The organism is Bacteroidetes bacterium SB0662_bin_6, assembly GCA_009839485.1.
Lineage (GTDB): Bacteria > Bacteroidota > Rhodothermia > Rhodothermales > VXPQ01 > VXPQ01.
In genome coordinates this window covers 23,207-34,786 of record VXPQ01000030.1, presented here as the reverse complement: position 1 = coordinate 34,786, position 11,580 = coordinate 23,207, and the positions used below count along the sequence as shown (strand labels likewise).

Below are 11,580 nucleotides of genomic sequence, written 5' to 3'. Positions count from 1 at the left end.
ATAATACATCGTTGGTGGTTCGGTTGTCAAGTGCTCGACGTGAATGTTCCTCGTAACGTAGCGCAGGCAGTCAAAGATGGCCTGTAACTCACCGCCTCGTATTCGTTACACCTTCCGGCTACCGGAAACCAAAAAAGCGGACACACTCAAATATGTCCAATCACAAACCAAACTGCCTTTCTCAGCCTTTTTTGTAGTCCGGTGCGAATACCGCCTTGGGAAGACCCACCCCCTGCCCGTTCCGAGGATTTAGACAGATACCCCAGGTATATTTCCCGGCCTCGTAATTCCAAACAGTGGTCGGAGGGTGCATTGTCGATGCAACTCGACGACCCATTTCAAAAGCGACGGACAGAGGACCAGCATAAAACACATCGATCTTTGATGTTAAACTAACAGCGCTGTCGAGTACGTTGCGGAATTCATCGGCATAAGCTCGTGCTTGAAGTTGGCTGCGAACAGACCGAGCGCGAAGTGTCCCACAGTGCTCGAGTTCGGGATGAGATAGATGGACGACTTGATCGAGGATGCCTACAGTCCGTTCAATTGTGCTTGGCAGTCCAGAAGCCGAACTATCTTCGCCAACCCAGAAACTCAAAGAGAATCGGACAGCCATCGTCCCTCTTTGTCCAGTTTCAGTGCGGATTAGGTGTGGGTATGCGCACAAGTCGTTCTCGGGCCAATTCCAACATTGATCTTCTGCATTGGGATGCCAGTCAAGTACACGAACATCTCCCCGGTCGCCAACCAGGTATCCTACAAGTGCCGCAAGCGGAATATGAGATCGTCCGCAGAGAATGAGTTTGCGATCTTTCTGGGTATTCACTGCGGAACGGAGCAGACTATTCTCGTCAGCAATATATCGGACAGCTTCATCAGGATCCGTTAATACGTTATCGGATGTAAGATGTCGGAGATCCATATCGAATCGATCAGGTTCCTCACCTAAAATAGCTGGGGCAAGCTCTTCTGAACGCACGGGAGCCATGCTCTCCAGTGCCACGACCATCGGGGCCGATAGAGAGGGAGTCAGGAAGTGACCGCTAGAAAGAAGTTTTCGTTCCAAACCTGCGAGGTCAACACTCCCACGATTTTTGTCGCATTGGCTTGAAAATTCATAAATAGTGTTTACTATAGCTTCCGTACGCCGTGGACTGTGCACACGCGAATCTACCCAGCTTCGCAGGTATGCTCGATGAGGGCTCTCGGCATTTGCTGGATCCATTTCAAGCACCACCATTCCTGACCCCAAGATTCTCCAAGCTACGTCTTTGACGTTAGAGGAGTCTATGGATTCAGACACATCCATAACTGCTTTCAGAACATCTTTTTCTCCCTGATTCAAATCATCAATCGCTGTCCAAAACGGACCGGAGGCAGTACATGCTGCTGCCCGCTTAGCGAGTTTACCAAGTCTTTTTAGTGGCTTCGACCCCCTCATTACGACGAGGCCATATTTATCAATACCTTGTTTGAAACCTTGATCCTTGACAGTTTTCCACATCTGGCGAACGACTTTGGGGAAATCTCCGCGCTTTGCTGAGACTTGTAGGCGCCTCTTGACTTGAAGATCAAGTGTTGCTTGTCCTGACGCAGAGTCGCCATACACAACAACGTCCCCAAGAGGTCCACGCTGATATTCGACCCTGGTCACTTTGCCAATATCGCCTTCGGCAAAGGCCTCCGCGAACAATGCCGCGAGATAGTATGCTCCCACCCAGTATTCGTCTTGGTAGCCAGCCCCAGATGCTGCATCATTGCCCGCCATATGCTCTAAATATTCTGGTTAGGGAAATAGGTCCGGGCGCTGCGGGAATAATTCAGCATCTTACCGAAAACCATAGCCTGAGCAACGGCATCATCAAGGGCGTGATGTTCTCGAACAGGACTTGGTTGCAACGCTTCAGGAAGGCGACTCGATCGGGTTTCATCCCATGAGCATCCAGAGAGCCCCATGTAGAACGCCTTCATATCAAGAGCTGTGTAACCGAAGGGGTTGTCAATCCCGGCGCGAACGAAAAGATCATTCACAAAGGACCAGTCGAAGGAAGCGTTGAATGCAGTAAAGACGGGGCGAGTATTACCCGAAACTTGGCGGATCCAAGACGCAAATTCGGCAGCTGCAATGGCAGGGGCAGTACCTTCCTTGCAAAGACGATCGATATCCATACCTGTGGCGGCGACTGCATCTGGGAGGGTCAATGCCTTGTCTGGGGGGCAAAGCTCTATATAGAATGTCTTGTCTTCTTGGCCAACTACGCATGCGCCTATCGAGAGGAGTGCGTAAAGGCCAGGAACGGGGCCGCTGGTCTCGACATCAACCGAAATAAATACTTCGTCTGGAAGGGTAGTATTATCGTCCATTTTCATCATACTGATATGTCCTCGCGGAAAGGGGGTGTGGGTGTAATAGACTGGGCGGCTGCGGTGAGACACTCGAACGAGAGTGGTTTATTGTTTGCATAGGACTCGCGGAGGGCATTGCCCAATAACCGCTCGGTGATATCAGAGGCAGTAAATGAAACACCGTCATTCCCTGATCCTTTCGGGCCGGTCTGGCGGACGAGTATGTTGAGTTGGTCTTCTGTGAGATTGAGTTCTGGGACACGGTTAGCGAAAAGGCTGCGTCGTGCATCATCAGAAGGCCTCTCGAATCGAAGGATAAGGGAGGCCCGTCTCTGAATAGCAGGATCGAGAGCACCGGGTCTATTGGTAATAAACAATGTTGCAAGGCGAAGGTCGGAGAGGCGGAGATTGTCGAGCCGCTGGATGAGGGTATTGAGCCCTGCACGATCTTCGTGGTGCATGTGAGTCGATTCTCGAGTGGAAGCAAGTGCATCGGCCTCATCAAGGAGGAGGAGGACAGGCTCGGCCGGGCGACTTTGGGCGAAAGTTATAGCTTCATCGAAAGCGCTCGATATCAACTTTGACATCTCACCGACAAGACCACTTCCTCGTACCTGGGTGGTCAGCTTGAGAAGATGAACCGGTGTTGGGCGATTATTCTCAACATGATGAGAAAGAGCATCTCCAATACACTCTGCCAGAGCCGTCTTGCCTGTTCCAACATCCCCTTGGAAAATGATAAGCGGGACACGGTGTTTGAGGGAATTGACAACCTTAAGCAGGCGGTCATGCTGGGCCTTGCTCCAAGCGCTGACACGGTCATGAAACAAAAGTAATTCGAGCTCGACAAGAAGTTGCTTCTTGTGCTCATCCAGGCCGGATAAATCATTGTAGAGTGCAGCCGCCGAGGAGTCCGGGTATTCCCGAACGACCTCGAAATGGTTGAGTCTGGTGGTCTGGAAGGCAGGGTCAGTCATAGGTCGAAGGTGATGGATATGAGCTTTGGGGCTTGTTGCATGAAGGATAATTTGATCGACCGTGGTACCACGACGCAGGTTCTGAATGTCACGGACGACGGTGTCAATAGCTTTGTCGGATATGTCCACTCCCCAATTCTCGATGAGCTTGCGGAGTGCTAGCTTGAGTGCAGCCGAGCGCGAGAGGTTTGGGTCTGGAGGGTTTTGAGCAACTCGACTTGCAAAGTCAAGTGCAGAAGCTTCGAGTTCGGTCTTGCTGTCGGGGAGTTGGAGAATAATGGGGACAGATGGAGTGTTCATGATGATGCTCGATTGAATGCTAATCTCTGGAGTCCGATGCTGTTTGAGACGTAATAGCGATCGCTTGACCAAGAACCAGTTAAGTAGTCAAAGCCATTATCGTATACCCAAGGGAGTTTGAATCCAAGGTTTCGCTCGTCGATGGGGGAAAGCCTTCGGCCAGCCGCGTTGTATCGGACAACGACATTAAATCGGGCATTCTGGAGATCGGGTCTGTATGGAATTCCACCAGGGCGATTATCTGCGGGCGCGATGCTACCATTAATAACATAATAGCGGAACGCTGCAAGAACAGAATGGGAGCCGTAAGCGCGCCATGTGAGCTCGACCGATTCTAAAATTCCCTCATCGACCATTAGTCGGAGGTCGTGAATAATGTCCTCGGCATGATCTTCGGAAAAATAACCATAATGGTCGAGAACCTGGAGGAGATCTGCCCGAAGCTTTCGGGTAACCGAGACCACGTCGGTGTAGGTGTTGACAGCAGTCAGGGATCGGGTACGGCTAGCAGAAGCACTCATAGTCAATCAGGTTGTTTCTTCAGTGAGTTCGCGGAAGGCATCGCCGAACACTTCGCACCAGATATCAACGGCTTCCTCAATTTCATCATCAATCTCGAGCGAGCGGGCGTAGGAGGCGGTGTCGTAGGCTGCTTGGGCAGCAGTAACGTAGGCATCACGGTCTGCATAACTCATTGCTGCTGCGACATTGTTCTCTGGGTTGACTACATCCATCACGACAACGGCATCTGTCGAAGGGACGACATCTTTAGGATCGTAATAGTCGTCAAAGACAATGGGCGAGGTAAGGCGGTGAGTCTGGGCGATGAATCGAAAAACTTCACGGATGCTCGTCTGCCACTGGTCGGTTACACCTCCTATGGATTCGATTGCGGCAGCTGTAATATGGTCGCAGAATATGGATGGCATCTTAAGATCGTCCGCCAGCCTGTTGTTCCACCATTTCACCAAGCGAACGAGCTTGTTAAACTTGACGGGGCCAGAAACAGTCGCACTGTCCGCCGAGCGTGAGCTGACAAACTGATTGTGTGCAGTGACGGATGTGAGGCGCCAGCCATCTTGGCGAGGGATCCAGCCACCATTCTCTACGTCGAGAGCATCATCGTAGATAATGGGTGCAACGTCGATATTGAGTTGGATACCGGTGCGAAACACGAGCCGGACGGCACTTCGCTCTGCCCGGATGTCGTCCGCGTCCTTCTGGGGATAAATTTGGCGAATTTGAGCCTCAAGAAAACTCAGCAACTCGTCGAGCTCGTCCTCAGCCACCTCTTCGCCCTCAAAGTAGGCTCCAAGATCGACATCCCAGGCGTTGTCACTGGTGCGAATGAGTGAGGTGTGCTTCGCGTTGGACCCAGCACGGAGTATTTTGACGAGGGCAAAAGTCTCGTCATCGTTAATGAGGTCGTGAAGATTGTTTTCAAGGTATTCGACCTGACGGCGAGCTTCACTGATCGTATCATCATCAGGCCGTATGGCTTTCGTGAAGCTGTCGAAGCGTTGGCGGATTGTCATTTTGTCCTAATGGTTGTAAACGTCTGATTCATATGGACTTAAAGATCGATTTCTGGAGAAACCATGCTGTTCTGCAAGCAAATGATCGCGGGCTCCATCACCAGCAAGTACAGTGCCAAAATCCAAAAATCCCCGTCGCAACATCCCATGCCGACATATTGTCAGGTATCACGAAAGACGTACCGCCATAATGGCGGAGCAATAACGGAATAACATGCAAATTTGTCCGTTTTCAGCGTGTCATCGCAGGAACTTATATTTTGGCAAAACGGTTTCAGTTGGTTCTGAAATCCGCCTTAAGGGCCGTTGCTTTACATAAGTTACGCGCCCGCGGCGGTCGTAATACACTTTGTGAAACTCGCAACGAGGCTTACCATGAGTAAAGGACCTAAGACCCATCATGTTGTCCCGAATCCCGATGGAGGCTGGGACGTAAAGCGTGGTGGCGCCACACGCGCCAGTAGTCATCATGACACCAAGCAAGATGCCATTGACCGGGGCCGGGAGATTAGTCGCAACCAAGGCACTGAGTTCCGGATTCACAACCGGGATGGACGCATCGCAGGCAGCGATAGCCACGGTGGTGATCCGTTTCCCCCCCGGGGCTAGATAAAAAGGGGGTTTGCTGATGGTAGTGCAGCAACACACGAAAGAACTTCTTGAGGGCTTGGCGGAATCCCTACAGGTGCCACCAAATCGGTATGAGGAAGCGGAACGTAGGTACAAGGCCGTTGGGAATTGGTTGCTTCGAGAGACGTCTTGTGTTCTCGATGCAGCTCCGAAGGTCTACATACAAGGTTCGTTCCGTCTCGGAACAGTGATTCGTCCGATATCGGACGGAGAAGACTATGATGTTGATTTGGTCTGCGAACTGTCACTGTCGAAAATGTCACTGACGCAGGCGGACCTTAAAGCACTGCTGGGTCGAGAGATTCAAGCCTATGCTGAGGCTCATCGGATGGAAGATCCCGAGGAGGGGCGTCGATGCTGGACCCAGCACTATGCAGATGAGGCGCGATTCCATATGGACATCTTACCAGCACTCCCCGATGCGGCACATCAGAGACAACTTTTGGAAACTAGAGGCTTCTCTACGGAATGGACCGATACGGCTATTGCCATTACGGATAGGGAGCATCCGGAGTTCAGGCAGCACACCGTAGACTGGCCGCATAGTAACCCTAAAGGCTACGCAAATTGGTTTCACTCGAAGATGCGTGCGATCTTTGAAGCACGTCGCTACGCCTTGGCCTTGGAGGCTCGTGCTAATGTAGAGGCAATTCCTTACTACGAAGTTCGAACACCGCTTCAGAGTGCCATCCAGATTCTCAAGCAATACCGCGACATGATGTTTGCTGAATCACCGGACGATAAGCCGATTTCCATCATTTTAACGACATTAGCTGCACATGCGTACCAACAGGAAGCGACGGTTTCTGAAGCACTTTATAGCATCCTCAATCAGCTAGACAGGCATATCCAAGATCGCAACGGCGTTGCATGGATTGCCAATCCGACCGACCCGGCAGAGAATTTCGCAGACCGTTGGGCGACATATCCTGATCGCAAGACCGCCTTCTACAAATGGCTGGAGCAAGCCCGCAGGGACTTTATTGGCGCTGCTCAGGCATCCAGCCGGCGATTGGCAATCGAGGCTTTACAACCCCGGCTTGGACAACATCTTATGGAGTCCGTGAAATCCGGGCGACATGGTTTCCGCTGGTTTGCCAAGGTTCTCAGTCCGGCACATCGTAAGACACCCCCTTGGAATTACCTGGATGGAGGTGATGTCAGAATTCAAAGAGCCACTCATAGTCGAAAAGGATTTCGTGTACAGACATTCAGTAGCGGTAGTGATCCACTGCCCAAGTACTGCAATCTGATCTTCGAAGCCTGTACAAACGTTTCTCAGCCCTACAAGGTATACTGGCAGATAGTAAACACTGGCCGGGAGGCCGAAGATGCCAACGGCTTGCGCGGAGGATTCGATGAGGGTATTGTAACAAAGGGGAAACTGATCAAAAAGGAATCGACACTCTATACGGGCACACATAGCATTGAATGCTTTATTGTTAAGCAGGGCTATCTCGCAGCGCGAAGTGGACAGTTTATCGTCAATATCCAATAGATATTCAACCAATGGGATATTTCAAGCATTTTGTAAGGGACTTGGCCTACTGGGTATTTAGGCGGCGTTCTCCGGCTATTCGGATAATGAAGATCGGTTTGGGTTGTCTGACAATGGCCTTCTCTGCTGGCTGGGCACTGGATTTTTCGTTTCCGTTCAGGAATGGTCGCATTGATCTCGGCTTCGACAGTGCTGGCGGAACATCATTTTTGCTCGTCTACGGAGCAGCTATCGTTGGATTCTTTCTAATATTAGCAGGATTTATTTGGGAAGTCATTCGCTACAGGACCGAACAAAGACGTCTCAGCCGTAAGAGAGTGGTTGTCGTGGAGGCTCGGGGCCTGCGTGATACTGCGGGCACACCTCTTGTTGAGAGCATACCTTCAGGTTGGAAAGGACATCGTGACCAGATCCTCATTGATATTCGCCAAAGAATCAAGGATGGCGAGATTGAGGCGCCGGAAGCTGCACTTGCAGATATAATTTCGTTAACCTCCGACCTGAGACGGCGAGAGGGTGGTCTCGACCGCAATGACTTTATGCTTGTTTACGGCGGCCTTACCCCGGTGCCGTTCACATTTCTGACCGGTGTACTGATTGACGACGAGAATGCAGTTCGTATCTTTGATTGGGACCGACATGCAGAGGTTTGGCGCCAAATCGACGGTAAGGATGATGGTAAGCGTTTCAAACCTGCCGATCTCAGCCAAGTGCCGGATGGCTCACAAGAAATTGCTTTGGCTGTATCCGTATCCTATGGCGTGAATGCAAATGATGTTCGAGCCAAGGTTGGCAGAGTACCTATTGTAACGCTCGACCTTGAAGACGGCTCGCCGGACTGTCATTGGTCAGAGGAAAAGCAGCGTGCTCTTGGCAAGCAGTTTCTCGATACTGTGATTAGATTGGGGAATCGCGGTGTTCGGCGCATTCACCTGTTCCTTGCTGCCCAGAACAGCGTCGTTTTCCGCTTCGGCAGACTATATGACAAGCGCAACCTTCCCGAAATCATCGTCTATCAATTTGAAAGGGCTGCGACACCACCGTATCCATGGGGTATCCTAATGCCCGTGTGTGGTATTGATCGCCCGGAAGTCACGTGGAATTAACCGATTAAGTTTAGTATTTACCCCGACACCTAAAATCTCCGGTGCGCGATCCGACGACTTATTCCCGGGTCTCTTTTTGCCCCGTTGAAACGACGGGCGGCACCTCGGATTTTTCGTATCTCAGCCCTCTGAAATTGATAGACAACACCCAAAATTCAGTTCCGAATTTAGAAAATTGTCGCGGCGCCATCATGGTCTCAAAGACGCCATCCCCCCCCCTAAAACCAAGGATAATACCCGCGCCACATCTTCCACTTGAGCAAAATCTGTCCCAGTGTAACTGCAAAGAGAAACGCGCCTATGCACGTCAAGAAGAGAGAATCGTCAAGCAAGCATATCCACCCGAACACCAGACTGGCCGCATCAAGCCAGTCGATGCGAAGTTTGGGATCCCGGAGATTTGTAATGGCTCTCGTCACTACGCTCAGGAAATACTCTCATCCAGAAAACGCTTGATCCTGTCCCGATTCGCGGTCAGGCTGGAAAACTGCTTCTCGCATATATCGCTGAAGCGAGCCAGCACCTCCGGATCCTCCACCATGCCCCGAACCAGCTCCGAGACATAGCCATCGTCCGAGTCGGCGATATGGAAGTACTCTTCCCGGTTCATGAGGCGGGCGGAATCGCCCGGCGCTAACGCTCCGGCTCCGACGCCGCCACCGGCCCGTCCTCCCCCGCAAGCGTCTCCAGCACCTGCCGCCCCTCGAACTTCTCGCCGATGCCGCGCACGTAGTAGTCCATCCAGGCCATCTCGCTTACGGCCTTGACCAGGCGGTTGCGCGGGTCCGGGATGCCGTGGCTGCGACCGGGATACATGAAGAGTTCGGTCGGCACATCGAGTTTCTTGAGCGCCATGTGCAGCTCGAGCGACTGCGGGCTGGGTACGCGCGGATCGCCTTCGACCACGTGGATCATGGTGGGCGTGACCGCGTTCGCGACGTACTTGAGCGGAGACTGGTCGAAGTAGGCGTCGAAGTCCTCGTACAGGAAGCCGTCGCCGACGTAGAACTGACGGTTCCGCTGCACGTCGCTCTGCGCGTACATGCTGATCCAGTTCATGGTCCCGGCGCCGGAACTGATGGCCTTGAAGCGGTCGGTCCGGGTGAGTATCCAGTTGGACCAGTGGCCGCCGGCGCTCCAGCCCAGTACGCCCATGCGGTCGCCGTCCACGACGCCCTCGGCGATCAGATGGTCCACGCCGGTCATGATATCCTCGTAACCCATCGTGAAGTAGTCGCCGACGATGTCCGTGCGATGCGCATTTCCGTAGTTGCGCGAGCCGCGGTAGTTGGGCTTGAGGACGGCGTAGCCCGCGCCCGCGTACACCTGGGCGTTGTAGCCGCCGTTGAAGCGCAGGACATCCGCCGACGCGGGACCCCCGTGGATCGCGACGATGAGCGGATAGCGCGTCCCCTCCTCGTAGCCCACGGGATAGACCAGCACCCCGCCCACCATCTTTCCGTCCGACGAACGCCAATTGACCTCGACCTCTTCGCCGAAGGCGATGTCGCGCACCTGAGGGTTGACGTCCACGAGTTGTATCCACGCCGAGCGGTTGGGTACGTCGTCCAGGCTCGCCGCAGTGAACACGGTGGGCGGGGTCTTCGGGTCGCTGTAGTTGATGAAGAGAGTGCCGGTGTCGTCGTCACGGGATACCGAGAGGGCGGCCCGCTCTTCCGTCAGCTGCCGCACCTCTCCACTCTCCACGTTGAGCGCATGCAGCTGCGTCGTCACCGTCACACCGGCGTTAAAGTAGATGGTCTCCGAATCCTCGGACCAGAACCCGACGCTCGAACTCTGGTCGAAATCCGCGCCCAGCTTGCGGAACGCGCCCCCGCGATCATCCACTTCGCGAATGTAGACGCGGCGCTCGGTCATCGAGTAGCGCTCCATGTCGTCCGGCGCCGAGAAGGCGATCCAGCGCCCATCGGGGGAGAAGCTCATCCCGCCCTCGCCGATTTCGTAGTTGTCGGTGAGGCGCTCGATCTCGCCGGAGGCAATCTCCTTGAGATAGAGGTCCGCGTAGAGGCGCTGCGCAGTGATGTTGCGCTCGTAGCGCTCGGGCGAGCCGCCCGTGATCCCGATCCAGCGGCCGTCGTCGGAAAGCGTGAAGCTGTCGACGCTGTAGGACGCGTCGTTGGTCTCGCGGCGCTCGGCGGCCGATGCGACATCCACGCTCCAGAGGCTCGAGAGCGGGGTGACGGCGTTGCGCACATCGACCGTGAAGCCCATCTCGCGCCGCTTTAGCTCGTCCTCGTATAAGGAATCCGGGCGCGTGAAGTAGATGCGCGTCCCGTCGGGGGAGAAGTCCCACTGGTCGACGCCGGCCTCCCCGGCGGTGAGCTGCTCGGGCTCGCCCCCGGCCAGGTCGCCGTTAGGCAAACGGTACAGCTGCTCCAGGTCGCTCTCGCCGGAGCGATAGACCAGCCACTGCCCGTCCGGACTGAACGCGAAGTCCGACACCCCCTCCTCGGCGTCCGTGACCTTGCGGGCCTCGCCGCCGTCATGGCGCATCATGTAGAGCTGGTTCTCGTCCCCGTCGCGGTTGGACAAGAAGGCGAAGAACGACCCGTCCGCAGCCCATGTCGGACTGGTCTCGTTCTTGTCGTCGGTGTAGGTGAGTTGCCGGTTCGACGGGACGCCTTCGCTCAGCGACGCCAAGTGGATGTCGGTCTGGGACTCGGCCGCTTCCCAGTCCGGGGTCGTGACGGTGTAGAGCAGCCACGTCCCGTCCGGGCTCGGGGTCCATGAGCCGGCGGACTTCAGCTCCTGAACATCCATAAACGTGAAGGGGCGCTGTTGCGCGGCCAGCGGGGAGCCGAACGCCGCGAGGGCGACGGAGGCAGTGAGGGCGACGGAGAGGAAACGCATCTGAACCTCGCGTACTAAAGAAAACGATAGGCTTGTAAGAAAAAGCGCTTGACCGGGGCTTGTTTCGAGGAAATGCCGAAAAAATCGTACGGGGATTTTGCCACCGAACACGGGTGAAGGACCGGGATTGTACGAAGGGGTCGATCATACCCCCTCACACAATCAAAAGCAAAGGATGATTGCTCCGTAACCTCCACTTGATCCAAATCTGTGACAGCGTAACGACAAAGGCGAACATCCCCATGCACGTCAGGAAGAGAGAATCATCAAGAATGACTATCCACGCAAACACCAGATTGACCCCATCAGTCCAGTTG

The 11,580-nt window shown here is 54.1% G+C and carries 10 protein-coding genes; 3 read left to right on the top strand and 7 right to left on the bottom strand.

Annotation, left to right across the window (positions count from 1 at the left end; translation table 11 throughout):
* Positions 1-181: 181 nt before the first annotated feature.
* The 5 genes from F4Y00_04730 to F4Y00_04710 are packed head-to-tail and all read right to left on the bottom strand — an operon-like array spanning position 182 to position 5,158.
* Positions 182-1,768 (bottom strand): SAVED domain-containing protein, encoded by a 1,587-nt coding sequence (locus tag F4Y00_04730; protein MYE04260.1) that lies wholly within the window; start codon positions 1,766-1,768, stop codon positions 182-184.
* A 5-nt stretch (positions 1,769-1,773) separates the two neighbouring features.
* The gene (locus F4Y00_04725; GenBank protein MYE04259.1) at positions 1,774-2,364 is read right to left on the bottom strand and encodes a 3'-5' exonuclease; all 591 of its coding nucleotides are present in this window, start codon (positions 2,362-2,364) and stop codon (positions 1,774-1,776) included.
* 5 nt (positions 2,365-2,369) lie between these two features.
* Positions 2,370-3,623 (bottom strand): AAA family ATPase, encoded by a 1,254-nt coding sequence (locus tag F4Y00_04720; protein MYE04258.1) that lies wholly within the window; start codon positions 3,621-3,623, stop codon positions 2,370-2,372.
* Positions 3,620-4,144, bottom strand: a complete 525-nt coding sequence (locus tag F4Y00_04715) for a hypothetical protein (GenBank protein MYE04257.1) — start codon at positions 4,142-4,144, stop codon at positions 3,620-3,622. The genes F4Y00_04720 and F4Y00_04715 overlap by 4 nt, the downstream gene beginning before the upstream one ends.
* Positions 4,145-4,150: 6 nt before the next feature.
* The gene (locus tag F4Y00_04710; protein ID MYE04256.1) at positions 4,151-5,158 is read right to left on the bottom strand and encodes a hypothetical protein; all 1,008 of its coding nucleotides are present in this window, start codon (positions 5,156-5,158) and stop codon (positions 4,151-4,153) included.
* A 375-nt stretch (positions 5,159-5,533) separates the two neighbouring features.
* Here F4Y00_04710 and F4Y00_04705 point away from each other — a divergent pair, with 375 nt between their 5' ends.
* Genes F4Y00_04705 through F4Y00_04695 form a run of 3 tightly spaced genes read left to right on the top strand, consistent with a single transcriptional unit; the run spans position 5,534 to position 8,392 of the window.
* Positions 5,534-5,767: a DUF2188 domain-containing protein gene (locus tag F4Y00_04705; GenBank protein ID MYE04255.1), complete on the top strand. Its 234-nt coding sequence runs from the start codon at positions 5,534-5,536 to the stop codon at positions 5,765-5,767.
* Positions 5,768-5,786: 19 nt separating this feature from the next.
* Positions 5,787-7,286 carry a nucleotidyltransferase gene (locus tag F4Y00_04700; protein ID MYE04254.1) on the top strand — a complete coding sequence of 500 codons (1,500 nt, stop codon included), beginning with the start codon at positions 5,787-5,789 and terminating at the stop codon, positions 7,284-7,286.
* Between the two features lie 11 nt (positions 7,287-7,297).
* Positions 7,298-8,392 (top strand): SAVED domain-containing protein, encoded by a 1,095-nt coding sequence (locus tag F4Y00_04695; GenBank protein ID MYE04253.1) that lies wholly within the window; start codon positions 7,298-7,300, stop codon positions 8,390-8,392.
* Positions 8,393-8,816: 424 nt separating this feature from the next.
* Here the strand turns inward: F4Y00_04695 and F4Y00_04690 are convergent, their stop codons facing one another.
* Complete coding sequence (locus tag F4Y00_04690; GenBank protein ID MYE04252.1) at positions 8,817-9,002, bottom strand: hypothetical protein; 186 nt, start codon at positions 9,000-9,002, stop codon at positions 8,817-8,819.
* Between the two features lie 23 nt (positions 9,003-9,025).
* Positions 9,026-11,263, bottom strand: a complete 2,238-nt coding sequence (locus F4Y00_04685; protein MYE04251.1) for a S9 family peptidase — start codon at positions 11,261-11,263, stop codon at positions 9,026-9,028.
* Positions 11,264-11,580 lie beyond the last annotated feature (317 nt).

Bases quoted from the DNA above. Each gene is read 5' to 3' on its own strand.
- F4Y00_04690 (MYE04252.1), bottom strand. From the start codon at position 9,002: ATGAACCGGGAAGAGTACTTCCATATCGCCGACTCGGACGATGGCTAT.
- F4Y00_04725 (MYE04259.1), bottom strand. From the start codon at position 2,364: ATGGACGATAATACTACCCTTCCAGACGAAGTATTTATTTCGGTTGAT.
- F4Y00_04730 (MYE04260.1), bottom strand. From the start codon at position 1,768: ATGGCGGGCAATGATGCAGCATCTGGGGCTGGCTACCAAGACGAATAC.
- F4Y00_04715 (MYE04257.1), bottom strand. From the start codon at position 4,144: ATGAGTGCTTCTGCTAGCCGTACCCGATCCCTGACTGCTGTCAACACC.
- F4Y00_04710 (MYE04256.1), bottom strand. From the start codon at position 5,158: ATGACAATCCGCCAACGCTTCGACAGCTTCACGAAAGCCATACGGCCT.
- F4Y00_04695 (MYE04253.1), top strand. From the start codon at position 7,298: ATGGGATATTTCAAGCATTTTGTAAGGGACTTGGCCTACTGGGTATTT.
- F4Y00_04720 (MYE04258.1), bottom strand. From the start codon at position 3,623: ATGAACACTCCATCTGTCCCCATTATTCTCCAACTCCCCGACAGCAAG.
- F4Y00_04685 (MYE04251.1), bottom strand. From the start codon at position 11,263: ATGCGTTTCCTCTCCGTCGCCCTCACTGCCTCCGTCGCCCTCGCGGCG.
- F4Y00_04700 (MYE04254.1), top strand. From the start codon at position 5,787: ATGGTAGTGCAGCAACACACGAAAGAACTTCTTGAGGGCTTGGCGGAA.
- F4Y00_04705 (MYE04255.1), top strand. From the start codon at position 5,534: ATGAGTAAAGGACCTAAGACCCATCATGTTGTCCCGAATCCCGATGGA.